The organism is Dysgonomonas sp. Marseille-Q5470 (assembly GCF_951230145.1).
Taxonomy (GTDB): domain Bacteria; phylum Bacteroidota; class Bacteroidia; order Bacteroidales; family Dysgonomonadaceae; genus Dysgonomonas.
In genome coordinates, this window is record NZ_CATNVE010000004.1 from 214,703 (window position 1) to 241,042 (window position 26,340).

Here is a 26,340-nt window from a genome sequence, read left to right on the forward strand (position 1 = left end):
AAAAAAATAGTAGGTATTTGAAAGAAGGCTATTATATATTGTGGAAATAGTAACAGAAAATATTTAATAAAGAATAGTTTTTAGTAATTTTATATGGTTATCTCTTAACTTATAATATGAAGAAACTGATCCTCTTGTTTTCCATTTTGTACATCTCATCTGTGTGCTCTTCTCAATCCGAAGAAATGTTATTTCATGATGAGAACTATTGTATTGGTATTTTGAACGATAGCTTGTCTGGGCAGGGCTTCTATATTCCTGCTAATATAGATGAATGTAATAGAGAATTGGATAAAGTTCTGAAGAAACAGCCCAAACGTATACTAATTGATGCGAAAGATGTTGAATTGAAGAGGATAAATGGAATGTTTATTTTTAGAGAGTGGACAGAACAAGAGTCGACTCGTTTGTATTGTTATTTCAGAAAAAAAGGAATAGAGCATTTGGAAGATATTTACTATCTGATTCTACTATCCTATAAAAGGTATCTCAATAAGCAACCGTTTGATATAGATACTGAATGCAATAGACTAGTTCAGGAGTACGACTCTATTGCAAAAGAACAAAAAGCAGAATATGAAAGGAACATTATTGCTAGTTCAATAGACGGAGTGTATATTCCCGAGAATTTAGATGATTGCCTGTTGGCTCTTGATAAACTGCTCGATGATACCGTGAAAAATGAAATAAAAACTACAGATATAGCCGACTTACATTTTGGTCTGGGAAGATGGATGCGTAATAGTTGGAAGCTTTGGAAAGACTCACGTTTACAATTATGGTTCACTCAGCATGGTATTCATGAGGCTGATGATATGTCGGGACTTATTTTGTTTGTTTATCAAGAACACCTTCAAAAAGGAGTGGTTGATACATCGCTTAGATTGGAGCAAAAGAAAAACGAATATGAAGAGTTTGCTCGAATGTTTGAAGAGCAAAAAAACTCTGTTGTTCCATTCGCTGAACCAGAAGAAGATGGGGAAAAATACTATACTGATGAGTACAAAGAATTTCTCAGGAAAAGATGTATTGAAGGTATTTTTATTGTTAGATAAGATCCAGGAAAAATTTTCTTGAAATAGTATTCTTTTTCTATTAAAAAAAGAGATTGCACCGTTTTTTTTCAGGCAATCTCCTTTCATTTTTTTATTTCGCAGAAATCTTAGAATTTCTTAAATCCCATTATTTCACGGACTTCTCTAACTGTTTTGCGTGCGCTTTCACGTGCTTTTTCCGCCCCTTCGGTTACTACTTTGTGCAGATAGGCATCATCATTTTGAATATCCTGTATGCGCTCACGTATCGGTGTTGTTACCTTGATAATATCTTCGGCTAATTGTTTCTTAAGATCACCGTAACGAATTTCGCATGTATTCCATTTGTCTTCGAAATGTTGCACTACTTCGTCAGTAGAAACCACCTTTAGTATGGTGAACAGGTTTTCTATATAGTCCGGTTTTACCGAGTTCGGTTCTTTTGGTCCCTCGTCGGTAAGTGCACGTTTCACCTTTTTCTCGATGCTTTTAGCGTCTTCGTCCAGATAGATGCAATTTCCTTCCGATTTTCCCATCTTGCCGCTACCGTCCAGTCCCGGTATTTTTATCAGCTCTTCTCCAAAGTTGTAAGCTACAGGCTCTTTGAAGTACTCTACACCGTACATATTGTTGAAACGACGCGCAAATTTGCGTGTCATTTCCAAGTGCTGTTCCTGATCTTTTCCTACAGGTACTTTGTCTGCATTGTGCATCAAGATATCGGCAGCCATCAGGGTAGGGTATGTTAATAGTCCTGCGTTTACATTGTCGGGATGTTTGCGGGCTTTTTCTTTAAACGAAACGGTCTTCGAAAGTTCGCCCATATAGGCGTGCATGTTCAGTAGCAAATATAGTTCGCATACTTCGGTCACATCGCTTTGTACGTATATCGTCGATACTTCGGGGTCGATACCTGCCGCAAGATATTCTGTCAATACGTTCTTTACGTTTCCGTGTAGTATTTTCGGATCGGGATGAGTTGTCAGCGAATGATAGTCGGCTATGAAGAAGAAGCATTTGTTTTCATGTTGCATTCTGGTGAAATTCCTCAAAGCACCGAAGTAGTTTCCTAGATGCAGTTTTCCGGTAGAACGGATACCGCTTAGTACTGTTTCCATGTTTTAAATATTTTTTTAAGGCACAAATATAGTCAAAATCTATAAATGGGTTGGTATATATTCACAACTTGTGTAATACAAATGGATGAAATATTCCACGGTGAAATTTTCGTTCTTCGTACCTCGGAATGGCAAAAGAGCGCTGAAAGGAGAAGTTTTGGAAAGAATTCTCAAAAATTCCTTCCGTAAAAAATCTAAACAGGCAGTCATGTGTATTTGATTTAAAACCTAATTTCTTTATCTTTGAACAATGTCATGTCATTAATCAAAAGATATATGTTGAAGAGCAAGAGAATATTCGTGTTTGGGGGCGTACTGTCTCTGTTTTTATCCGTGTCTATGAGTGCACAAAAAGTAGTAAAACTATGGGAAGGGAATCCGCCAACAGTTAACGGTATCACCGAACCTGAGAAGTATGACAAAGGTAGCGGGTGGCTTACCAATGTTTCTGCTCCTGAGCTTCATATCTACTTGCCTGATGGTGCGAATAACACAGGTGTTGCAGTCGTTATCTGCCCCGGAGGTGGATATGCCGGGCTGGCTTTCGATCACGAAGGGGTACAATTTGCACAATGGCTCAACAAGCAGGGTATTGCCGGTATCATACTCAAGTATCGGATGCCGAACAAGCATAAAGAAATTCCCTTAGATGATGCATGGCAAGCAATGCGCTACGTAAGATCGCATGCTGCTGAATTGGGAATAAAATCGGATAAAATCGGTATTGCGGGTTTCTCGGCCGGAGGACATCTTGCGGCAACGGCTTCTACCCATTTTGCCAGATCGGGAGTAAGTACACGCCCCGACTTTTCGATTCTTTTTTATCCCGTTATTACCATGCAGGTAGCCACACATGGCGGGTCTAAATATAATCTGTTGGGAGAGAATGCTTCACAAGCGGATACTTATACTTTTTCGAATGAGAAGCAAGTGAATGTAAACACGCCTCCTGCAATATTGTTGCTTAGCGACGATGACGATAGTGTGCAACCCGCAAATAGTATCGGCTATTACGATGCTCTGAAAATGAATAATATTGCGGCCACAATGTACATATTTCCTGAAGGAGGACATGGTTGGGGAATGAGAGAGAATTTTAAATATCATACACAGATGCTCACCTTGCTGCAAATGTGGCTGAAAGATATACAAGCAAAATAAATAATAATATCACTTAAATAAATATCAATATGCAAAAGATAAAAGTGACGAATCCCGTTGTGGAGATGGATGGGGACGAAATGACCCGTATTATATGGAAATACATAAAAGATAAGTTGATACTCCCGTATGTGGATGTAGATCTCAAATATTTTGACCTGGGTATAGAAAACCGTGATGCGACAAACGATCAGGTGACGATAGACAGTGCTGAGGCAACTAAGAAATATAATGTGGCTATCAAGTGCGCTACAATCACTCCCGATGAGGCTCGTGTAGAGGAGTTCGGATTGAAAAAAATGTGGAAATCTCCGAACGGGACAATCCGTAATATCTTGGGCGGAACAGTATTTCGTGAACCTATTATTATGAGCAATATTCCTCGTTTGGTGAATACATGGGATAAGCCAATTATTATAGGGCGTCATGCGCACGCCGATCAGTATAAAGCGACCGATTTTGTTACAAAAGGAAAAGGGAAGCTTACCATTACTTACACACCCGAGGGGGGAGAACCTCAAACCCATACTGTGTACGATTATAATGGGGATGGTGTAGCCTTGGCAATGTACAACACCGATGAGTCTATCTATGGATTTGCTCATTCGTGTTTCAAACTCGCGTTACAAAAGAAATATCCATTGTACCTGTCTACAAAGAATACTATATTGAAAGCTTACGACGGACGCTTCAAAGATATTTTTCAGGAAGTATATGAAAAAGACTATAAGGAAGCATACCAAAAAGCAGGCATTACATACGAACATCGTCTGATAGATGATATGGTTGCTGCTGCCTTGAAGTGGAACGGCGGTTTTGTTTGGGCATGTAAGAATTACGACGGAGATGTTCAGTCCGATACCGTTGCTCAGGGCTTTGGGTCGTTAGGCTTAATGACTTCCGTATTGCTTACCCCTGACGGCAAGACGATGGAGGCTGAGGCTGCTCACGGAACGGTGACACGTCACTATCGCCAACATCAACAAGGGAAAGAAACATCAACCAACCCTATAGCCTCAATCTTTGCATGGACAAGAGGATTGTCTCACAGAGGAAAACTAGATGAAAATTGGGCGCTCGTTGATTTTACCAGAAAGCTGGAAGAGGTCTGTATAGAAACGGTAGAGAAAGGGAAGATGACAAAAGACCTTGCTTTGCTAGTATATGGTGATACTATGCACAGAGGTGATTATCTGAATACAGAAGATTTCTTGGATGCAATAGCTGAGGGCTTGAAAGAAAAGCTGGGAGTGTGATCCTATTAATAAATAGAAAGTAAATTATCTTAATGTAGATTAAAGTATAAAATGTTTACAATCGTTCCACTCGTCCCTTTGGATTTGCAATCCTAAGGGGAATGATAAGTAAATAATGGGGATTGCAAATCCCCTATGACGAGGATTTCTTGGATGCGATAGCTGAAGGCTTGAAAGCAAAGCTGGGGGTGTAATCCTATTAATAAATAGGAAGTAAATTATCTTAATGTAGATTAAGTGGTATAAAATGTTTACACTCGTCCCTTTGGATTTGCAATCCGAAGGTTAATGATAAATAAATAATGGGGATTGCAAATCCCCTAAGACGATGAAAAAATACGACAACTATTTTTATTAAAGACTTAGTTGTGGCCAACAAAAGAAAAAGTGACAGTAGAAAATATATAAAATACCTGTCACTTTTGTCACCTTTTAATAAAGGTAGGAAAATAGGACGGTAGTTTTACAAGTTCATTTTTATGGTGATTATAACAAAATAAAGGTGACAGAAGTAATAAAAAATAACTATATTTGCTCTATTAATATTATTAGAAAATAAAACTTTAAACATACTGAAAATATGAGATTTGTTGTTTCCAGTACAGCATTATTAAGTCACTTGCAGGCAATAAGCAAGGTGATCAATTCAAAGAATACATTACCTATTTTAGATTGTTTCTTGCTCGAGCTCGAAGGTTCTACCCTCTCTCTTACAGCAGCAGACTCTGAAACACGTTTGGTTACTTCTCTTGAAGTGAACGAGGCTGACGGTAATGGAAAGTTCGCAGTGAATGCAAAGAATCTGTTGGATCCATTGAAGGAGTTGCCTGACCAACCGCTTACATTTGAGATCAATAGCGACAATCTGGAGACATTTATTTTCTTTCATAACGGTAAGTATAACTTTATCGGACAAAACGGTGAAGACTATCCTCAACCTAAACAATTGAAGGAAACAGCCGTTAGCCTGACTATCGAGCCTCAGGTTTTATTTTCGGGTATCAACCGCACACTATTTGCCAGTGCAGACGACGAGCTTCGTCCGGTGATGAACGGAGTTTACTTCGATATCAGCACTGAAGATCTTACTTTCGTAGCATCTGACGGACACAAGTTGGTACGTTGCAAAACATTGTCGGCAAAGGGAGCAGAACGCGCTTCGTTTATTCTTCCAAAGAAGCCGGCAAACTTACTTCGTGCTATTCTGCCAAAAGAATCTGAAACAGTAGAAATCAAATTCGATGAGAACAATGCCTATATAAAAATGTCGAGCTATACGATGACTTGCCGTTTTATAGAAGGCCGTTATCCAAATTATAATTCGGTAATTCCACAAAATAACCCGAACAAAGTAATTCTCGATCGTTTGTCATTCCTCAATGCATTGAAACGTGTTTCGGTGTTCTCTAATCAGGCAAGTAACCTCATCAGATTGCAACTTTCTGACAAGAATATTATTGTTTCGGCTCAGGATATAGATTTCTCTACAGCTGCCGAAGAAACTATTCCATGTGACTATACAGGAACACCGATGAGCATAGGTTTCAAATCAAGTTTCCTTATCGATATTCTGAACAATATCCCATCGTCTGATATCTCACTCGAACTGTCAGACCCTTCACGTGCAGGGCTTATTATTCCTGCCGAAAATGAAGAGAATGAAGACTTGTTGATGCTGCTTATGCCAATGATGCTCAACGATTAAGGAAAGTAATAGATAATTAAAATAGATATATGACAACTTTATCATTCTTCTGTAAAAGAGAGGGATGATAAAGTTTTTTAATAAAAAAGCTTATGGAACTAAATCTGAGGAATCCGCTCATATTCTTTGACTTGGAAACTACCGGAACAGATACGGTGAAAGACCGTATTGTAGAACTATCCTACCTGAAGGTATATCCCAATGGGAAAGAAGAGATGAAGACCAGACGTATCAACCCGGAAATGCCAATTCCTGCAGGAGCAACTGCTATACATGGTATATCAGACGAAGATGTGAAAGACTGCCCGACGTTCAAGCAGATTGCCAGATCTTTGGCCGATCAGATGGAGGGTTGTGATTTGGCTGGGTTCAACTCCAGCCGTTTCGATATTCCTCTCCTTGCGGAAGAATTTCTTCGTGCTGATGTGGATATCGACTTCTCAAAACGTAAAATGATAGATGTGCAGATCATTTTCCATAAGAAAGAACAACGTACGCTCGAAGCCGCATATAAGTTCTATTGCGATAAGAATTTGGATAATGCTCACTCGGCTGAAGCAGACACTCTTGCTACTTACGAAGTATTGAAAGCTCAGCTCGACAAATATCCTGATCTGGAAAACGATATGGAAAAGCTGGCTGCGGAATTCTCTTTCTTCAACAATAATGTAGACCTTGCGGGGCGTATTATCAGAGATGAAAATGGTATAGAAGTATTCAACTTTGGTAAACATAAAGGAAAGCCCGTGGCTGAAGTACTCAAAAGAGAACCAAGTTTTTATGCATGGATGATGGATGCCGATTTTCCATTGAATACCAAGCAGGTATTGACTAAGATCAAGTTGAGGGAAATACAAAAGTAATCGCCTCATTCTATGATATTAAAAAGGCTGTCTCTTCTAACAGGGACAGCCTTTTTGATCGTTTAAGCATGGAGCTATCCTTTTCAGACAGCTCCTTAAATAACCAATATCGCTCTTTATTTAGCAAGAGTTACCTAAATAACTCACCTTATTCTATTACGGCGGCAAATCCTCCGTTTCTAGCCATCTTTATTTGTATCTTATCACCCGATTTTACGTGTGATTCCTTTCTGCGATAGTCCATAGCCTGACGTCCGGCATTGATTCCGTCTTCGAACGAAGTCATCTTATATGATGTTCCGGCATTGAGGAAATCAAGGCTTATCTCAAGTTGTCTTTCTGTGTTATTTGTCATACCGCCTATATACCACTTATTGCCTTTGCGTTTCGCTACAAGCGCATATTCTTCCGCTTTGGCTTCCAGTGCACGAGTTTCGTCCCATGTTACAGGCACATCGGTGATAAATTTGGTGCAATCCTCATTTCTGTAATAAAGGGTAGGGTTGTCTGCCAACATTTGAAGTCCGCTTTCGAAAATAACGAACAGTGCCAACTGGTAAGCTCTGGTTCCGATGCTTGCCGAGTTCGGACGATGACCACAGTATCTTTCGGGTTGCATGCTGATCATTGCTCCCGGCGTGTAATCCATAGGGCCTACGGCATTGCGCATGAATGGAAAATAGACACTGTTTTCAGGGATACAGCCTTCCATTTGCTCCATGCCTCTTACTCCTTCGTACGAAAGGATATTCGGATACTTGTATTCGATTCCCGCAGGCTTGAACGAACCATGATAATCAACAAGAATATTGTATTTTGCAGCTTCTTTGGCTATGCGTTCGTAGTAGTTCACCATCCATTGGTCGCTTCTATCCATAAAGTCTATTTTAACACCTTTAACACCCCATTCGCTGAATGTTTTGAATATATCGGAATTGTTTTCTACCACTAACCACGTTAGCCATAGTATGATGCCTACATTCTTTTCTTTTCCGTAGCGGATAAGTTCATGTACATCTACTTTCGGATTTGGAGTATAAGGATCGCGTGTGCTTTTTGCCCAACCTTCGTCCATAATAATATACTCGATACCGTATTTGGATGCAAAATCGATGTAATATTTATAGGTCTCGAGATTGAATCCGGCTACGAAATTCACATCCGGGCCATAAGGCGATGCTTCGTTCCACCATTCCCAACTAACTTGTCCCGGCTTGATCCACGATACGTCTTGCAGTTGACTCTTGGTAGCCAGTCTGTATGTCATTGTGTTTTCTATAAGCTGCTTATCTTCTTTTGTAATGACGAAGTAGCGCCACGGAAAATTTCTTTTGCCTGTTGTTTTGGCTATATAATCGGCTTCCTTTACTATCTTCAAGCTACGGTCGCCATCTTCTCCAAATTCGAGCGGAGCTTTTGGAAATGTAGATTGTACTCCGTTTACTCCATTCCCTTTAAGGAACATGCAAGGGTAATCCGATAGGTCTGATTCAGATATCAGTATCTTGTATTTTTTCTTTGTATCTATCAATACCGGTAATACAGACATGCGGTCTGTTGCTTTCCACTCATTGCTCTCAACGTGTGTATAGGGTTCTTCGTAAGCAGTTTTAAATCCACCGGGCTGCTGTAAATGAAGTAAATAATTTGCAGGAAAATTGATTGCAAAATCTTCTCCTAAAACTTCTACATCTCCTTTTTTATTGGTTATGAAACGATAAGCAATACCATCGTCAAAAGCTCTGAATTCGACTGAATAATCTCCTTTGAATGTAAGCAGGAGCGAATTGTATTGATTTTTTACAGATGAGTATTTTAAAGGAACAACAGGAGTAAGAACCTCGTTTACTTTGTTTGCTTTTTGCCCCGATAGTTTGGGATTGAGTCCAAGCGTTTCATTTCCCAGGTTCAAACTCAAATGATTCTTTTCTAATAGCACATCATTGTTATAAGATATTGTGTAATATATCTTATCTGAAATACTAAGAGATACTTTTATCTCTCCGTTAGGCGATTGTAATTCAGCTTTTTTCTGAGCGCTTATACCGAATGCAATGCTCAGAAATAGTAATAACAATAGGTTGTGTTTCATGTTTATTATCGATTAATGTTTAGTTTGTTTTATTTGTCCCAATAAGGGATTCTAACGGGCATTTATCTCCTGCTTATATCTTATTTATTTTCTTTTATTACATATTGGTGAACGCCAGAACCTACTGTGTATTCTTTGTCTGCGTATATCGTTGCAGTAGATCCGGCAGGAATGGTTACCGAAAGATTTATCTTATCTCCTTCTCTCTTCCACTCCGATTTTATCAAACCTCTCACAGAATTATATTCGCCCTTAACCCATTGCAGATCTTTCACAAAATGAGGCCTGATGATTACGTTCTGAAATCCGGGTTGGTCTTTGTCGAGATTGATCCCCGCCAATGTGTTGTACATCCATGCACTGATATCCCCCATAAATACGTGGTTGATAGATGCATCGCGAAACTCAGGGCTAAGTGTCCATGTTTCGGCAAGAGTGCTGTATCCTTGTGTTTCTACCCAGTAGCCCCACGACGGAGCTTTGGTCTTAGTCGCCATTTTGTATGCGTCTTCTACATATCCGTATTTGGTAAGCATAGCCGGAACGGTTTTGCTGCCCAAGAGTCCAAAGTCGAGAAAATAATTATTTTCCGAGACGGTTTTGTGTAAATTGTCGGCAACGAGCTGTTCTTTTCCTTCGGGAACTATTCCCATATACAGGGCTACTGCCTGAGCTGTTTGAGTACCATTGGCATAAACGCCTGTTTCGGCATTGAAGAACTTGTTGTTTATCAGTTTTTTCAACTGCTCTGCTTTTTGTTGATATGGAGTGGCGTCTTTCCCTAAGAGTTTGGCAAAGCGTGCCATCAATACATAGTCGTGGTAATAGTAGAGCGTTGATGTATAATCATTCGGTGTTTGAGCTTTGTAAAATACCCAATCTCCCAATCCAAAATTCAGGTATCCTCCGTCTACTTCTTTTGTTTTCAGATAATCCAGATATTTTACCATAGTAGGGTAGAGGTGTTCTATACTTCGGGTCTCGCCATAGTAGTCGTACAGCGCATTGGGGATAATAAACATTGCAGCATCCCAAACAGGTCCCGGCCAGTCGCCGAATCCCCATCCAGAAGATGGAATGATGCCTGCAATCACACCGTCTTCCCGTTGGTTGTCGATGAAGTCGTTCATCCATTTTTCGTATAAGGTGATTCCATCAAAGTTGAGTAATGCCAAGTCTATGGCAACATGTGCGTCTGCTGTCCATCCGTTCTTCTCACGCTGAGGACAATCGGTAGGAATACTGTGTAAGTTGCCTTGATAACTTTGATTTGTTGCTGCCCATATTTTGTTCAACAGATTGTTTGAACTGCTAAAATTACCCACCTGAGGTATATCTGTATGTAGGAACAATCCTGTCAGGTTATCCACCGTAAGTGTTACAGGGCGATCACTTTCCACTTCTATATACTGGAAACCATGATAGCTGAACTGAGGTGTAAATTCTTCTTCTTTTCCTGTTCCTTTCAGGATGAAAACATCTTCTTGAAATACTTCTCCTTTTTTCTCAGGGTGATAATAAACATTGATGTTGCCTTGCTCGAGACGTCCGTCTGCTTTTAGGAGTTCTCCGTGGCGTAGTTTGAATGTTGTGCCTGCCTCTCCTTTTACCGAGAAACGGCAAACCCCTGCAATGTTTTCTCCCAGATCGAAGAGGTATATCTTATCTCCGAATGATTTTACCGATTTTGGCTTGATCTCTTTTACGGCACGGATCCCCGGCATTTGCTGAGCAACCAGTATCGGAGCCGGTTCTTTTGACGGTTGTACTTTGTTCCACTTAGAGTCGTCAAATCCGGCAGTGTTCCATCCTGCTTCTTCGAGGCGGGCATCGTATCTGTCGCCACTGTATATGTTGTTATATGTGTAAGGTCCTGTGTTGGTTTTCCACGTTTCGTCTGTGGATATGATATCGGTAGAACCGTCATCGTATACAAGCCTTAGTTCGCTCAACAAACTAGGACGTTCACGCCAGCGGGCTCTTTCGAAGTCCCATACGGCTTTGCTCTGGCAGTTGTAAAAACCATTTCCGAGAACTGCCGCAATGGCGTTGTCTCCTTCGGTGATAAGTGATGTTACATCGTGTGTAACATATAATATACGTTTGTCGAAATGTGTGTAACCCGGATCAAGGAAGTTTTCACCTACTCTTTTTCCGTTTATAAACATCTCGTAATATCCTGTGCCGCTTACATAGACACGGGCTGATATTAATTTCTTTGTAGTCTTAAATTCTTTTCTGAATAATGGCGCAGGTTCAAATTCTTTGTCGTGCGAATCTGTGATCCATTTTGCCTGCCAATCCGCTTTCGACATTTTAGCCATTTCGAAATAGCTGACAGGTGATGTGTGGGTTTTTCCTTTCTTGTCCCATACTGTCACAGTCCAATAGTAACGGGTATGTGAAGATAGTTTTGTACCTCCGTTGTATATGGTACGGGGAGTTGTGCTTTCTATTTTGTTGGAAGTCCATATATCCGCTTTGCCCGAAGCAAGTAGTTCTTCGCTGCTGGCTATCTGTATCTGGTAAGCTTCTTGCCTGAAATTTTCAGTATCACTACCGAACACCCATGTGAAGCGCGGATGTTCGGCATCGATACCTATAGGGGAATCTAAATACTCGCATTGAGTTTTTACGATCTTTGTACTTTTTGAAAAACTGCCACAAGCACTTGCTAAAAAGGCTAAAATAACGGAAACTGCAATCAGGAGCTTTAGATTCTTTTTCATTAAAGGTTTATTTTATTGCGTTTAACATATCAATTCTGCCTTCGTTTACCTGCTTTAAGATCAATTCACCAAAAAGTGTATTTTGCCATGCAAACCATGCGCGGGTAAACTTCTCAGGGTTGTCTTTATTGAACGATTCGTGCATAAATCCTGTTCCGGCATCGGTATCCATAAGCATTTTTATACATGTCTGAATTTCTTTTTCGTCACGGCTAGTGAATGCTTTCATCATGATACTCATAGGCCATATCATATCATATCCGATATGGGGACCACCAATACCTTCCCCTGCTGTTCCTTTGAAGAAATATGGATTATCTTTACTCCACACATATTTTCGTGTGTTCTGATAGATAGGGTCATTAGCATCCATATCTCCTAAATAGGGCATTGCCAATAAACTGGGCACATTGGCATCATCCATAAAATACTGGTTTCCAAATCCATCTACTTCGAAGGCATAGATCTGACCGTATTTAGGATGGTTAAAGATAGCATATTTTTTTAAGGCTGTCTCAACTTCCTGTGCCAAATTTCTACATTTTTCTGCTAACTCAGGTTTCTTGTTTACTGTTGCCAATATCTCGGCTGCTTTTCTTAACGAAGTAACAGCAAAAAAGTTAGATGGAACTAAAAACTGAAATGTTGTGGCGTCATCCGACGGGCGGAAAGCCGATGCAATAAGTCCTACCGGATTGACAGGGTTGCCCCATCCGTCGTTATTCATGGTATCGAGTTGACGCTCTGTTTTGCGTTGGAATTTGTACGGGCCATTACCATTTTTACGTTGTTGTTCGTGGAACGTTTGTAATACCAGTTGGATCGCTTGCAGCCATTCTTCATCAAAAATGCTTGCATCTCCTGTTGTTTTCCAGTAATGGTATGCCAGACGAATTGGGTAGCAAAGCGAGTCGATCTCCCATTTGCGCTCGTGTAACTCCAGCCTCATGTCCGTCATGTCGCTCATCCATTGGTGATCGGGATTCGGGTCGTGCGGATCAAGAAAAGCATTGGCGTATGGGTCGATAATGATACATTTAAATTGTCGGCGGATAACTCCGGCAAGCATTGCCTTCAGTTCGGGATCACTGTTTGCCAATTGCACATAAGGCCACACCTGAGCGCCTGAGTCGCGAAGCCACATGGCGTGTATATCTCCGGTGTAGACTACAGTATCGTCTTTACCGTTGGTTTTGCGATAGCGGACAGTGGTGTCCAGCGTGTTTGGAAAACAGTTTTCGAACATCCATGCCAGTTTCGGATTTTCAATCATTTTCTTAATCCGTACTATCTCACTTTCTACAGCCTTCGATTTGAATAATCTTTGATCAACGGGTGGACGGTTGCTTTTAAAGTCGGTAGGAACGTTATAGCTTACCACGGTATTATCCTTTCGGATAGTCATGTCATGAGCCGTTGCTTTTCCTCCCATTAATAATGTTGCAGCCGCTACGGCGCATAATCCAATGTTTTTCTTTCTTTTCATATCTTCTTTATGTTGATTTTTTCATTTATTGATAGATGCAAGCTTGCCATACATTTCTACCATTGCGGCTTGTGTAAGCAACCACTTTTTCTCATCTTTTTGCTTTCCGCTCCAGTCTGTATTGAACAGTCCGTTGCCTTCACGCATGTTGTTCCATGCATAATCCATATTTTTTTGGAAAGCATCTATATATGTTTTGTCATTATCCAAATGATATAATTCAACAAATCCTCTCAGCATAACAGCAATAAACCATACATCACTTTTCTTCAACAGCTTGAATTGTTGCCCGTCAGAAGTCGTAAAATCTGTAAAGAAATAATTATATGCAGATTTTGCTATGTTCTGGGCATCGGTAAGATAAGCCTTGTCTTTTGTGAGCTTATACAACAAAGATGCAGATTGTAGCATCTGCCCGCTATTGTATGGAAATTTAGCTTCACCTATTTTTCCGTCCAGCCTTATGTTGTCAAAGTACAAATAGTCGGAAGGGTCTTGCAGGTGTTTTTTTGTCCATTCATACAGGCTTTTACCTTGTTGAAAGTAAGTGCTGTCTTTGGTAGCTTCAAATAATTTGAGTGCAAAAACTGCTCCGGGTGCATTCGAACATGTGTTTTTTGATTCTCTTTTTTGTTCGCACCAATAGATTCCGCCACCCAGATTGTCATCGATACCACTGGCTACGAATTCCCATATCATTTTAGCTTTTTGCAGATATTTGTCTTCTTTAGTTAGCATGTAAGTATCAGCAAAGTCGATACCCAACCATACATTGTCGTCATAGAACCGGTCGGACTGAGGTGCAGTGTTTATGTATGACGCATACGCCGACGGATTCCGCTTCTGGTCGAAATATTCTTCCAGTCCGGGCAGCACTTTCGAATCAAGGATTTCCTGATATTTCTTATCCTTGGTTGTTTCAAACAAGGCGTTTACAGCAGAGAATGTTCCTGAGTAAGGCCATAGATACGAATATTGGTTTGGAATATTCGCTTGCTCTTGCGATGCCAGATACGTAGCCGTATACTTGTCATCGAAAGGATAGTTTTCACGCAGCAACTTGGTATCGGGTGCCGAATAATTTTGATACAGAGAGTCCAGCGTTAGCCGGGCTCTCTGTAGGTTAGAACTCGTATTGCCTTTATCTTTTGGGCTACAGCCTATTGTGGCAACACTAATTGCAAATAAAAAAATGTACGTAAGTTTCATTATCTTTTACTTTTTCAAATTCTCGTATGCAGCTTTTGCCTCTATCAGCATACAACCACTGGCTTGTGATGTAAGTTGGGTAAAGCTTACCGGAGAAGAATCCCACGAAGAACCAAACAGAAGGTTATCTTCATATTCTCCTTTTTTGTATACACCGGTAGTCCAAAGTACATAGGCATTGTTGTTTAAGAAAGTGACAAATTTATGACGGTATGCTTCATCCAAGTCGTTCACTTTGATAAGCTCGAGGAAGTAGCGAATGAATATTCCTTTAAACAGACCATTGTCTCCTGTTCCTTCGTCTCTCAATACATTGCTGCTTGAGTTTGTAAGGGTAGAGATGGTATAATTGGCTGCTCTTTTTGCATCATTCAAATATACTACATCTTTGGTGATATTATATAATTCTACTCCTGCTCCCACGTATGTACCCTCGTTGTATGTAAGAGCCGAGCCTTTTACTTCTCCCGATTCTACAATGATATTGTCTTTCACCTCACCTGTCGAAGATACTACCAGCGTTTGTTTTTGCCAGTCGTATATTTTCTTCGCCCATTCGAGGTCTTCTTCGTTCTGAGTTATTTGATACAGACGTGCTCCGATGATAGCTGCGGGAGCATTTGAACAGGCATTCTTTGTAAATTCTACCCACGATCCGGTACACCATCTGATACCACCGCCTACATCTTCAGACCAGGCATCTTTGATCCAGCCCCACAACTGCTGAGCAGCATCTAAGTATTTTTGATCTTTTGTGATATTGTATAGGCGGATCATAGTCAATGCATTCCACTCCATATCGTCAACATAGGCATTCTCATAAGTATTTCCATTTTTTATCTTAACGCCTGCAAACCATTTGTCGAAGTAAGCACTGTATTTGCTATCGTTTGTGCGTAGATAAGCATCTATCACTACATCCATAGCATGAGCATTCGGCCAATAGTGGAATGTAAGTTCCTTGTCGTCGTTTCCGTAGTTGAAATAGTTGCCTGTTTCGTTCCAGAATTTATTTATCAAAGCATTCGATGCACTATCGGCTGCCGCATTCCAATCGTATTCTATCAAGGTTCCGTACGAATACTCATCCTTGGGATCGCTGCAAGATGATAGGGCTAGCAAAACAAATGCTATAAATCCGAAATATATATTTTTCATAAGCTTCATATTCTTTATATCTAAGGAGATTGACCCTACGGTTTTGTTTCGGGTCAATCTTCCCGATTAATATCAGATTTTATTTATCAGAGAGAAACCTCATGTGTATAAGTATCTCCTGTCATTTTTACAGTAAGATTAACGGTTTTTCCGTCAAAGTCGCTTGCAAATTTCCATTTGTGATCCCATTGAGATATAGAAGTGTATATAGCCAAGTTGTAATAGCTGGCTGTTCCCGAAGGTGTACCATCTTCGTTTGCATTAGCCGGACCCCAGTCTTCTAAAGATTCTGTTCCTTTCGTATCTTTGAGTGATACCCTGAATTTGTAACGTTGGTCTCTACCCCACGATTCTTGTTTGAATGTAACAGGACCTGCTCCTTTCCAAACACCTTTTCCTTGGTAAGACAGTTTCCATTCAACACTATTTGTTGGGCAGAACCAGAATCCTACTTCTGTAATTTCCACAGGGGTAGAAGCTGAAGCCGATCCGAAATCAATTTTGATGCGATATACACCATTCAATGTATTGGCTGTACCTTCAGTACCTTCTTTTAACTTACCGTCTGCAATATAATATTCAGCAGGACTTCCCGATTTGGAGTCTACAAATTTGTATGTGCCACCTGCAACAAGTTTAACATACACTTCGTATTCACCTTCTCCCAAACGATGCATTGGCAAAGCATTGCCCAAGTCGCTTCCTGCCTCAGAACCTTCTCCTGTGATGAAAACCTGTCCCGGATCTTCCAGTCCTTCGATTCTTGTAACTGTAATCTTATTGCTCACTTTGCTTATTTTCTGGTTTATACCTCTCGATGAAGCTACAGTCCAAGCCAAAGTTATTGTTTCACCCGGTTCGGCTCCTGCTAATGCTGCTACTTTGTTTAATATTTTGTGAGAGATATCTGCTCCACTGGAATATCCATTAAGATCTGATGAAAGTACGAAAAGTGGACTCGAAAAATCTCCTCCATCTTTGTCAAAATATACTTCGTACAAAGGTGAGCCGCCGTCTTGGGCAATGGCAGGTTCCCAAGAGAAATAAAGAGAACCGCTTGATGTAAGGTTTATTGCTTTTTCGGTAGCCGGCTCATATAGCTTTTTGACTTCGGTAACATCTGCGTTTTTAAATTCCATGTCGTCCGTTCCGCAGGCAGTCATTAGCATAACAAATGAAAGCAATACGAATATGTTGTAAAATATCTTTTTCATAATAGTATGTTTTTTCTATTTAATTAATCTTTAGGTTATTTATTCGGAGTAACCGGGATTGTTTGGTTTTAGGTTCGGGTTCTTAACTATTTCTTCGATAGGAACCGACCATAGATAGTCTTTTCCTTCATTGAATTTTCTTGAATCCAATGTTATATACGAAGAATTGTTATTGGCGAATTTAGCTCCGTTCACTACTCCATTCAGATATTTTGTTCCTTCTTTCCATCTTACGATGTCGTAGTAGCGCAGTCCTTCGAATACTAGTTCTATACGGCGTTCGCGGTGAATTAATTCACGCATTTCGTCTGTAGACAATGTTGAAGGGTAGTTTAGAGCACTCGCTGCTGTGAATCCTGCTCTTGTGCGTATTTTCTTAATGGTAGCATCCCATACCGATTGGTTCATCTTGTTTTGTTCAAGCATTGCTTCTGCGTACATTAATAAAACGTCGGCATAACGGAACATGATAATATTGTTCTCTTGTGCATAGTCTTTTAATGTCTTTCTTGATTGCGGATCAAAATACTTACGAGTATAATAACCTGTAACCGACTTGTTGGAGCTTACACTTTCCCAAGAGTCTTTCGTTCCTGTTCCATAAGCAGTACGTATCGTTGATACCTTTCCATTCTCATCTACCCATTTGAAACCATCGTAAACAACACTGGCTGTCAGGCGTGGATCTCTGTTGGTATATGGAGAGCTTGGGTTGTAAGCAGGGTCTTTGCTGATTGCATAACCATTGATTGTCCAATAGTCGTCTACAAGAGCTTGTGTCGGTGCACATGAGTTTAAGAAAGCTCCCAAAGTCATCGGTACACGTGCATACATCTCAGTCCATGCGCGGATTGTCGTTGCATAGCCATAGTCGAGGATAACCTCATTGTTATATTTGTTTTGAGATTGGAACAAGCTTTCGTAATCGCCAAACAGTTCATAAATACCATATTTACCTTGCTGATTAATAAGCATATCAGTATATTTTTCGACCATTGGCCAATTGTTTTCATACAGATAAGCTCGTGCCTGAAAAGCAACAGCTGCAGCATTGGTTATACGTCCTTTGTTGGTGATTGCACCTTTTGAAGGCAATATGTCTCTGATTTCATCGAGCTCGTCGTGCACAAATTGCAAAACAACAGACTTTTGTGTGCGCGATATGGTCTTTGCCTGAGCCAGCGTAATATCTTCTGTGAAAAAAGGAACGTCACCGTAAAAATAAGCCAAGCGGAAGAATAGAAACGCTCTGATGAAGCGAATCTCAGCTTTTCTTGTTGCTTTAAGATTTTCGTTCATTTCGGGGACACGGTCTATGTTCTCTAAATATTTATGGCATGTTTTTATTCCTTCATAAGCCCATTTCCATTCGCTGGCAAATAGCCCAAGAGAAGGTGTTGCCATGCCATTACGGATTTTTCGTGGATCATTATCATCTCTGGCCTGAATTACATTGTCAGTCAAGGCTTCGTCTGTCCACATCTTTTCGGAGTTATACATTTGGTTGTATGCCATATTGACCAATAGTTCTGAGTTTTCAACTGATTGCCAGTATGTTTCATCTGTATGCTTGTCGTAAGGCATTTGGTCGAGGTTGTTACACCCTGTGAATATAAACGCTCCTATTGACAATAAGAACAGATATTTTATTGTATGTCTTTTTTTCATTTTTGTATCGTTTCTTTTGTTAGAATTCAATGTCTAATCCAAAGCCAAAATACTTGAGGGCCGGGTAGTTACGTGCGCTATTAGCATTGCCTTTCATATTTGAGTCAAGCTCGGTAGATTCGGGATCGATCCAAGAGTTTTTACTTAATGTAAACAGATTTTGAGCATTTACATATGCACGTACTTTTTGCAGCATCAGTTTATTTGTCAAGCTTTTAGGAATTGTATATCCTAGCTGTATATTTTTCAGTCTTAGATATTTTCCATCAAATCGATTGATTTCTGACCCCATGCCATAATTATTCGAATTGGAAACTGAGCCTATTCCTGCCAAACGAGGGTAAGTGGCATCGGTATTCGTTGGAGACCAGAAGTCTAGTTGATGTTTGTAGATCGTATACGAATAGTTGGAGTGGAATGGTTCTACCAGCTCACCACGTATCATCATATCACGTTTTCCAACACCTTGGATAAAGAAGTTAAAGTCAAATCCTTTCCACTCAAGGTTATAAGTGAAACCGAATGTGTAACGTGGAAATCCATTTCCTATAACAAAACGATCTTTCTCATCAATCACTCCGTCGTTGTTGCGGTCTACATATTTTACATCACCCGGGCGAAGATCTGAAGCTGAAATACCTACTGGCAAGACTGATGCCTGGATTTCTTCCATTGTTTTATAGAGCCCGTCAGTTTTATATCCATAATATGAATGGAATGGTAGCCCTACTTCATTAATAAAGAAATATTCGTCAACTTTTATAACTTCTCTTCCTCCTACAAGCTTTGTAATCTTATTTTGAGTATCTCCTATATTTCCTGAAAAATCATGGGAGAATTCTCCTGTTTTCAGGTGATAGTTTAATGTAACTTCCCAACCGTGATTTTTCATTTCTCCAATATTTTCCGAGTTAAGAGTTGTCCCGAATACTGTTGGAACCTGTGGTGGTAATAAGATATCTGATGTTGTTTTATTGAAATAATCGAATGTTCCGGATAAAGCCCCTCTTAGGAACGAGAAGTCTGCTCCGATGTTGAATGTTTTTGATTTTTCCCACTTCAGGTTCTTGTTTCCAAATTTATATCCGGCTCCACCAACAACGTCATTGTCGAATGCGTATGTGTTTGAATATAACTCGTAAGTGACGATGGTCTGATACGAAGGGATATTCTGGTTTCCTAATATACCGTATGATCCACGAATTTTAAGATCTCCCAGTTTGTTTTTATAGAAATCCATAAATGACTCATCGGATATTCTCCATCCCAAAGATAAAGAAGGGAAGAATCCCCAACGGTTCGCTTTCGCAAACTTTGAAGAACCATCTTCTCGGAAACTGAATTCAGCATAATATCTTTCCAAATAATTGTAAGAAGCACGTCCGAGTATTGAAGTAATACTTTCTTTGCTTCGATTTTGTAGTGAAGAACTTCCAGATTCAGGAGTTTCTGTCGGAACACCTAAAATAGGATCTGTATTAATGAATTTTACTTCATTGTTTTTGAATGTATATGACTCGTTAGTTGCTCCGAATAACAAGGATAGATTGTGAGAATTGTTGAATGTCTTTTGATAATCCGCCAAAAGCTGATAGTTCATCAATCGTTTATTCTCATTGTAATCTTCTGTATTCCTCTTAGCGTTCATTTTCATGTCGGGGATTGTATTATTCTCGTTGTTATACAAATCCACCTCTTTTCTTCTAATGAAACGATGATAAGCGTATATATCAGCTCCCACAACTCCACGCAATTTCAATCCGTCAATGATTTTTACTTCAAGATTAATGTTTGCATTAATGTAGTCGGTATTTCCTTTCTCGTATCCCGATTCTTTTAATCCCGCCAACGGGTTCTGGTCTGTAAGCAAGCTGTTTACAAGATATTTTCCATTGTCGGCTTGCATTTTAGTCCAGTAGTATGAAGGTATACGCGATGAGTTGATAATTGCATTTCCATCAACCGATTTTTTTCCGTCGTCGCGGGTATATGATAAGATTGAAGAAAGCTTGAAGCGTCCTACTTCTGTCGAAAGATTTGAACGCAGATTGTAACGTTGTTTACCGTAGTTAGGTCCAACAAAGTTACTCTTCTGATCAAAGTACGCTCCGGAGAATAGGTAAGTTGTATTCTCGTTACCACCCGAAACACTCATATTGTACGACTGTTGCATTGCCGATTGTATAATCTTGTCAAAGTTCCAGTACTCTTCACCTCGGTGATCGTATAGATCACGTACTTCTGCAGGTGAATACATGGCGCTTTGTCCTACATTTGTCAATGACAGGTTCTTTAATATCGCATTTTGGTATCCTTCTACGGGTCTGTACAGAATAGTAGGATCTTGTGTCCCAAGCTGCATTCCGAGACGAACGGTAGGGCGTTGATTTTTCTTTCCGCTCTTGGTTGTAACCAGTATGACCCCATTCGCTGAGCGTGATCCATAGATGGCAGCTGTTCCCGCATCTTTCAGTACCGAAACATTATCGATATCGCCGGGGCTTAGTTTGTTCAGACTGGCGTTATCGGTTACTAATCCATCGATAACGATCAAAGGAGAATTGTTATTCATGGTAGATAGTCCTCGAATGTTGATATTCAGGTTGTTGTCATTCGGGTCCATGCTGCGTTGTTGGATTGTCAAACTAGGTGAAGCTCCTTGCAAGGCTTGAGTAACATTGGCCACCGGACGTTCTTCTATCGTTTTTGCCTTTACCTGATCAACGGCTCCCACTGCACTTTTGCGGGTAGTAGTACCGTAACCGATCACAATAACTTCATCCAGAACCTTTTGGTCTTCCTTCAGTTTTATCTGAAAGTTGGAGTTGTTTCCTACTGTAATATCTTGTGTCAAAAATCCGACATAGGATATTTGTAATACATCATTTTTGTTACACGAAATAGAAAAATTACCGTCCAGGTCGGTCATTGTTCCATTTGTTGTCCCTTTTATTACTACACTAACACCAACAAGAGGCTCTCCTGTTTCATCTTTCACAGTTCCTTTTACTGTGTTTTTTGCAGAAGGTGATTGTTGATGCTCATTAATATTGCCAGTCTGGGCATTTAAGATGCATGGTGTCCCGATGAATAACAGGGACAAGACTAAACTGACAAAGTTTTTTTTGTACTTTCTCTTAATCATACCATAGTTAGATTTAAATAAAAGATTGTTTTTGATTAATTCGCTTTAGGTCTAAATTTGAAATAGACATTCTGAGCATTTTGATTAAATTAGATTCGGATTAGGTTGATCACTCTTTAGGTTATATTTTTCATTTTTACAGGTTTTAGAGGTTAGTGGTATTAGTCATCTTTTCCGAAAGCAAATATATCTTCTTCTTAAAACCTGCAACAATAGTACAAAAGCAATTCTGTGGGCATGTCTTAAATATATACTACATTGTCTCAAATCTATATATGTGACTTCTGTTAATGCGGATTTGTTTCTCGTTTACTATCTGTAAGATATTTATCTTTGTCATAATCTTATATCAGAATTAGGACAAAATACATCCATGAAAAAAATCGTATTAAACGCTTCATTTTTTCTGATCGGTCTTATATTGTGTCAGAATATAAATGCATATAATCTCCGCCAGATATCCAACCATGATGGATTGTCAAACAGTGCGATACTCTCTATTTGTCAGGATAAAGACGGCTTCTTGTGGTTTGGCTCTTGTGATGGGCTCAATATGTTTAACGGTCTTAGCATTCGGGTATACAAACCAACGGATGAGAAGAACAACTTGTCGGGTAATCTTATCGAAAATGTATTGGAAACAGAGGATGGTATCCTTTGGGTGTACACAAACTATGGACTCAACAGGTTGGATAAACGCACTAAAAAGATTGATTCATTCAATCAGTTTAAAGGGCGCTATCTGATACAAAAAGATAAGAACAACCATATCTTTATTATAAAAGAGGATGATTGTATTTATTATTATAAAAAGGAGACCAAAACCTTTGAGAAGATAATATTAAGAGGATTGAAATACAATGATATTCTCAATTTTGTGATCACTTCTGATAACAAGCTTCAGGTGTTTACAAAAGATCAGTCTAATCCCGCATACGTTATAAAAGAGGGTAGGGAAGGGGATATAAAGCTGGAAAAAGAAAAGCTGTTTTCTCATAATGAAAATCTCTTGTATTGTTTCTACGAAAGGGGAGTTTCGGATGTCGTGTACTTTATAGACAATACTTATACCTTGTATGAATATCATTTCGCCGATAAGAAAAAATACTATGTCAGGAATCTTAAAGAGATTATACAGAAGAATGGTGAGATATCTTCGGTAATAAAACATCACAACGATTATTTTATCGGATTCAAGACCAACGGGCTGTTGAGATTGAAATATGTATCCGATAAGCTCGATAATTACCAGCCTGAAGATATAGGAATCAAATCGGGTATTTTCTGTTTGATAAACGACCGCTATCAGGACTTGGTTTGGATAGGTACCGATGGACAAGGGGTGTATATGTATTCGAATGATATGTATTCGATCAGGTCTGCCGTGTTCAATACATTTACGGCGAATATAGAAAAGCCGGTGAGAGCTTTGTTTTTGGATAAAGAAAAAACACTGTGGATAGGAACAAAGGGGGATGGGATTGTGAAAATAAAGAATTATGATTTCAATCAGGCTCCTTCTAAATTCTCACTCGAATATAGCAATACAGGAAATTCTGCACTGACCGATAATTCTGTATATGCCTTTGCGAAGAGTAAGAAAAATATATTGTGGATTGGTTGCGAAGAAGGACTGAGTTACTATTCATACAGCGACAGGTCGATAAAGCGAGTACCGCTGATAGCGAACGGAGAACCCGTAAAATATATACACTCTATCTGTGAGCTTAACGACTCTACGCTATGGCTGGCGACAGTGGGTACGGGCATTGTAAAAGTATCAGTCGCAGGCACTCAAAATATTCCTGTATTCAAAAATGCAAGCCGCGTTACAATAAGGGATGGCAGGGATTCTCAGAACTATTTTTTTACAATCTATCAGGAGAACGATTCCATCTTATGGTTCGGAAACCGAGGATATGGTGCATATAGCTTAAATACAAATCAACATAAACTGGATACGCTTGTGCCCGATAAGGGGATAAATCAAACGTTGAATGATATATTCTCTATTATTAAGGATTCGAACAATGCATTTTGGTTTGGTACTAGTTTTGGTTTGGTTAAGCACGTTTCGGGTAGGAGCGACAAGATATTTAATGAAAGAAACGGCTTTCCGAATAATACGATTCATGGTATATTGGCCGATGAGAGAAATAATCTTTGGCTGAGTACCAATAGAGGAATTATCAAATTTAATATAGAACAAGATAATTTTCAAACATATTCAAATCTCAATGGCTTGCAGATTATAGAGTATAGCGATGGGGCTTATTTCAAGGATGAGGAATCCGATATCTTATTCTTTGGTGGTATTAATGGCTTTGTGGCTATCTCGGAGACGGGTATGGCTCAGCCTGAGTATTTTCCTCGCATTCAATTTGATAATCTGATGATTTTCGGTCAGGAGAAAAACATATTCGACTTTTTACAATCGAATGGAGAAAATGAGACGCTTGAACTTAATTACAATCAGAACTTCTTCTCTATATCTTTTACTGCACTCGACTACGTAAACGGGAATAATTACACATATTATTACAAACTGGATGATCTGAGTAAGCAGTGGATTGATAATGGAACGTCCAATAATATTTCGTTTACAAGTTTATCGCCCGGGGAATATACATTGTTTATAAAATATATGAACCGCCTTACCGGAAAGGAAAGTCCCGTATATTCGATAACAATAAAGATAACACCTCCGTGGTATCTTTCGCCATTGGCGTATGTGTTGTATGCAACAATGGTGATATCTGTTATATATTTGCTTATACGAGCAGCTATTATAAAAGACAAGAAGAAAAAATATAAGGCGATGATGAAAATAAAGCAACGTCATCAGGAGGAAGTACACGAGTCTAAGCTGCGTTTCTTTACTAATATCGCCCATGAATTTTGTACTCCGCTGACGTTAATATATGGGCCTTGCAACCGTATCTTGTCGCATGCCGGTTCCGATAGTTTTGTGAGGAAATACACACAGCTTATACAACGGAATGCCGAGCGTCTGAATGACCTGATTCAAGAACTTATCGAGTTTAGGCGGATCGAAACAGGGAATAAATCTCCTCAGATAGAACCGCTTTCTATCACAGATATAGCACATGATATAAGCGACTCGTTCAACGACTTGGCCGAGTCCAAAAACATACAATTCAGCAAGGATATTGAAGACTCTTTGGTTTGGAATTCAGACCGGGGATTTATATATACGATCTTGTCTAATCTGGTGTCGAATGCATTCAAATATACGGCTATCAATGGATTTATACAGGTTGAAGTATATCAAGAGAACGATGAGCTGTTGATGATTATATCCAACACGGGAAAAGGGATTAAAGCAGAAAATATAACAAGGATCTTCGACCGATATAGTATACTCGACGATTTTGAGAATCGAGAAGGGAAGAGAGAATTCTCCCGTAATGGTTTGGGATTGGCCATCTCTTATAGTATGGTCAAGTTGCTGGATGGTACAATTGAAGTAAACAGCATACTCGATGAGCGTACCGACTTTATTGTGAAACTACCGCAAAAGGAAGTCTCCGATGTGCTGATTGATAAGAATCAGGCTTTACCCGAAATCACGATAAGAAAAGATTATGAGCCAATGATGGAGCTCCCCAAATATGCCTTTGATAAGTTGAAGCCAACAATTTTTATCATCGACGATGATGTGGAAATTTTATGGTTTATCAGTGAGATATTTGCCGATGAGTATAATGTAATTCCTATAGATAAGCCATTACTCGTGGATGAGATGCTGACACAGATACATCCCAATATTATCATTTGTGATGTTATGATGCCCGGCAGGGATGGAATCTCTCTTACGAAGGAAATAAAATCGGATAAAAAGACAGCACACATTCCGATGATATTGGTTTCGGCAAAGCATACGATTGAGGAACAAATAGAGGGATTATCGTCCGGTGCTGAGATGTACCTTGCCAAGCCTTTTAATGCAGACTATTTGCGCACATCTGTAAAGCATCTTATTTCGCGCAAAGAGACGCTGAAGGACTATTTCAGTTCACCGTTGAGTGCATTCGACCTATCGGAAGGTAAGATGACTCACAAGGAGAATACAAAGTTTATTCAGGATATCTACAATATCATCGAAAAGAATATAATGAATAGCAAACTCTCGGCTCAGTTTATTGCCGCAGAACTGAATATGAGCCCACGTCACTTGTATCGTAGGTTGAGCGAAGTAGAAAGCGATAGTCCGGCAGATATGATAAGGGAGAGCCGTTTGTACATAGCTCGAAACTTACTGTTAAATACCAAAATGACAATCGATGAGATAATCTATAAATCAGGATTCTCCAACAGAGCGACCTTCTTCAGGCAGTTTGCTCAAAAGTATGGTTGTACACCTAAGGAATATAGAGATAGGGAAATGTATGATGTGTAGTGTGAAAATATAAAGTAAAGTCACAATAAAAAAGCTCTGATAAAACTATCAGAGCTTTTTTTTATGATTTATAACTAATGAA

Annotated in this window: 15 protein-coding genes; 6 read left to right on the top strand and 9 right to left on the bottom strand. The window is 39.5% G+C overall.

Features of this window, described 5'->3' with window-relative positions; all coding sequences use genetic code 11:
• Nucleotides 1-116: 116 nt before the first annotated feature.
• Nucleotides 117-1,055, top strand: coding sequence for a DUF6794 domain-containing protein (locus tag QOX35_RS09425; protein ID WP_283686690.1), 939 nt, complete (start codon nt 117-119; stop codon nt 1,053-1,055).
• A gap of 107 nt (nt 1,056-1,162) precedes the next feature.
• Here the strand turns inward: QOX35_RS09425 and trpS are convergent, their stop codons facing one another.
• Nucleotides 1,163-2,152 (bottom strand): tryptophan--tRNA ligase, encoded by a 990-nt coding sequence (trpS, locus tag QOX35_RS09430; protein ID WP_135104563.1) that lies wholly within the window; start codon nt 2,150-2,152, stop codon nt 1,163-1,165.
• A gap of 276 nt (nt 2,153-2,428) precedes the next feature.
• Between trpS and QOX35_RS09435 the strand changes: the two genes are divergently transcribed.
• The 4 genes from QOX35_RS09435 to QOX35_RS09450 all read left to right on the top strand — a co-directional run bounded on the left by QOX35_RS09435 (nt 2,429) and on the right by QOX35_RS09450 (nt 7,137).
• Nucleotides 2,429-3,313: an alpha/beta hydrolase gene (locus QOX35_RS09435; RefSeq protein WP_283686691.1), complete on the top strand. Its 885-nt coding sequence runs from the start codon at nt 2,429-2,431 to the stop codon at nt 3,311-3,313.
• A gap of 29 nt (nt 3,314-3,342) precedes the next feature.
• Nucleotides 3,343-4,569 (top strand): isocitrate dehydrogenase (NADP(+)), encoded by a 1,227-nt coding sequence (locus QOX35_RS09440; RefSeq protein ID WP_006843862.1) that lies wholly within the window; start codon nt 3,343-3,345, stop codon nt 4,567-4,569.
• A gap of 580 nt (nt 4,570-5,149) precedes the next feature.
• Entirely contained in the window at nt 5,150-6,274 is a 1,125-nt protein-coding gene (gene dnaN / locus QOX35_RS09445) for a DNA polymerase III subunit beta (protein WP_135104566.1), read from the top strand.
• A 92-nt stretch (nt 6,275-6,366) separates the two neighbouring features.
• Nucleotides 6,367-7,137: a 3'-5' exonuclease gene (locus QOX35_RS09450; RefSeq protein WP_135104567.1), complete on the top strand. Its 771-nt coding sequence runs from the start codon at nt 6,367-6,369 to the stop codon at nt 7,135-7,137.
• 148 nt (nt 7,138-7,285) lie between these two features.
• On the opposite strand, the gene QOX35_RS09455 is transcribed toward QOX35_RS09450, so the two are convergent.
• The 8 genes from QOX35_RS09455 to QOX35_RS09490 all read right to left on the bottom strand — a co-directional run bounded on the left by QOX35_RS09455 (nt 7,286) and on the right by QOX35_RS09490 (nt 21,838).
• Complete coding sequence (locus QOX35_RS09455) at nt 7,286-9,229, bottom strand: glycoside hydrolase family 97 protein (RefSeq protein WP_283686692.1); 1,944 nt, start codon at nt 9,227-9,229, stop codon at nt 7,286-7,288.
• A gap of 80 nt (nt 9,230-9,309) precedes the next feature.
• The gene (locus QOX35_RS09460) at nt 9,310-11,958 is read right to left on the bottom strand and encodes an alpha-L-rhamnosidase (RefSeq protein WP_283686693.1); all 2,649 of its coding nucleotides are present in this window, start codon (nt 11,956-11,958) and stop codon (nt 9,310-9,312) included.
• 7 nt (nt 11,959-11,965) lie between these two features.
• Nucleotides 11,966-13,444 (bottom strand): glycoside hydrolase family 125 protein, encoded by a 1,479-nt coding sequence (locus QOX35_RS09465; RefSeq protein WP_283686694.1) that lies wholly within the window; start codon nt 13,442-13,444, stop codon nt 11,966-11,968.
• A gap of 21 nt (nt 13,445-13,465) precedes the next feature.
• Nucleotides 13,466-14,653, bottom strand: a complete 1,188-nt coding sequence (locus tag QOX35_RS09470) for a glycoside hydrolase family 76 protein (RefSeq protein WP_283686695.1) — start codon at nt 14,651-14,653, stop codon at nt 13,466-13,468.
• A gap of 6 nt (nt 14,654-14,659) precedes the next feature.
• Complete coding sequence (locus tag QOX35_RS09475; RefSeq protein ID WP_135104572.1) at nt 14,660-15,811, bottom strand: glycoside hydrolase family 76 protein; 1,152 nt, start codon at nt 15,809-15,811, stop codon at nt 14,660-14,662.
• 86 nt (nt 15,812-15,897) lie between these two features.
• The gene (locus QOX35_RS09480) at nt 15,898-17,025 is read right to left on the bottom strand and encodes a SusE domain-containing protein (RefSeq protein ID WP_283686696.1); all 1,128 of its coding nucleotides are present in this window, start codon (nt 17,023-17,025) and stop codon (nt 15,898-15,900) included.
• A gap of 39 nt (nt 17,026-17,064) precedes the next feature.
• Complete coding sequence (locus QOX35_RS09485) at nt 17,065-18,693, bottom strand: RagB/SusD family nutrient uptake outer membrane protein (RefSeq protein ID WP_283686697.1); 1,629 nt, start codon at nt 18,691-18,693, stop codon at nt 17,065-17,067.
• Nucleotides 18,694-18,712: 19 nt separating this feature from the next.
• On the bottom strand, nt 18,713-21,838 hold the full coding sequence (locus QOX35_RS09490; protein ID WP_283686698.1) for a SusC/RagA family TonB-linked outer membrane protein: 3,126 nt from the start codon (nt 21,836-21,838) through the stop codon (nt 18,713-18,715).
• Nucleotides 21,839-22,211: 373 nt separating this feature from the next.
• Here QOX35_RS09490 and QOX35_RS09495 point away from each other — a divergent pair, with 373 nt between their 5' ends.
• Nucleotides 22,212-26,258, top strand: a complete 4,047-nt coding sequence (locus QOX35_RS09495) for a two-component regulator propeller domain-containing protein (protein ID WP_283686699.1) — start codon at nt 22,212-22,214, stop codon at nt 26,256-26,258.
• Nucleotides 26,259-26,340 lie beyond the last annotated feature (82 nt).

Excerpts from the sequence above, each read along its gene's own strand:
- QOX35_RS09495 (WP_283686699.1), top strand. The coding sequence starts at position 22,212 with ATGAAAAAAATCGTATTAAACGCTTCATTTTTTCTGATCGGTCTTATA.
- dnaN (WP_135104566.1), top strand. The coding sequence starts at position 5,150 with ATGAGATTTGTTGTTTCCAGTACAGCATTATTAAGTCACTTGCAGGCA.
- QOX35_RS09465 (WP_283686694.1), bottom strand. The coding sequence starts at position 13,444 with ATGAAAAGAAAGAAAAACATTGGATTATGCGCCGTAGCGGCTGCAACA.
- QOX35_RS09450 (WP_135104567.1), top strand. The coding sequence starts at position 6,367 with ATGGAACTAAATCTGAGGAATCCGCTCATATTCTTTGACTTGGAAACT.
- QOX35_RS09455 (WP_283686692.1), bottom strand. The coding sequence starts at position 9,229 with ATGAAACACAACCTATTGTTATTACTATTTCTGAGCATTGCATTCGGT.
- QOX35_RS09490 (WP_283686698.1), bottom strand. The coding sequence starts at position 21,838 with ATGATTAAGAGAAAGTACAAAAAAAACTTTGTCAGTTTAGTCTTGTCC.
- QOX35_RS09425 (WP_283686690.1), top strand. The coding sequence starts at position 117 with ATGAAGAAACTGATCCTCTTGTTTTCCATTTTGTACATCTCATCTGTG.
- QOX35_RS09470 (WP_283686695.1), bottom strand. The coding sequence starts at position 14,653 with ATGAAACTTACGTACATTTTTTTATTTGCAATTAGTGTTGCCACAATA.
- QOX35_RS09460 (WP_283686693.1), bottom strand. The coding sequence starts at position 11,958 with ATGAAAAAGAATCTAAAGCTCCTGATTGCAGTTTCCGTTATTTTAGCC.
- QOX35_RS09440 (WP_006843862.1), top strand. The coding sequence starts at position 3,343 with ATGCAAAAGATAAAAGTGACGAATCCCGTTGTGGAGATGGATGGGGAC.
- QOX35_RS09480 (WP_283686696.1), bottom strand. The coding sequence starts at position 17,025 with ATGAAAAAGATATTTTACAACATATTCGTATTGCTTTCATTTGTTATG.
- trpS (WP_135104563.1), bottom strand. The coding sequence starts at position 2,152 with ATGGAAACAGTACTAAGCGGTATCCGTTCTACCGGAAAACTGCATCTA.
- QOX35_RS09435 (WP_283686691.1), top strand. The coding sequence starts at position 2,429 with ATGTTGAAGAGCAAGAGAATATTCGTGTTTGGGGGCGTACTGTCTCTG.
- QOX35_RS09475 (WP_135104572.1), bottom strand. The coding sequence starts at position 15,811 with ATGAAAAATATATATTTCGGATTTATAGCATTTGTTTTGCTAGCCCTA.
- QOX35_RS09485 (WP_283686697.1), bottom strand. The coding sequence starts at position 18,693 with ATGAAAAAAAGACATACAATAAAATATCTGTTCTTATTGTCAATAGGA.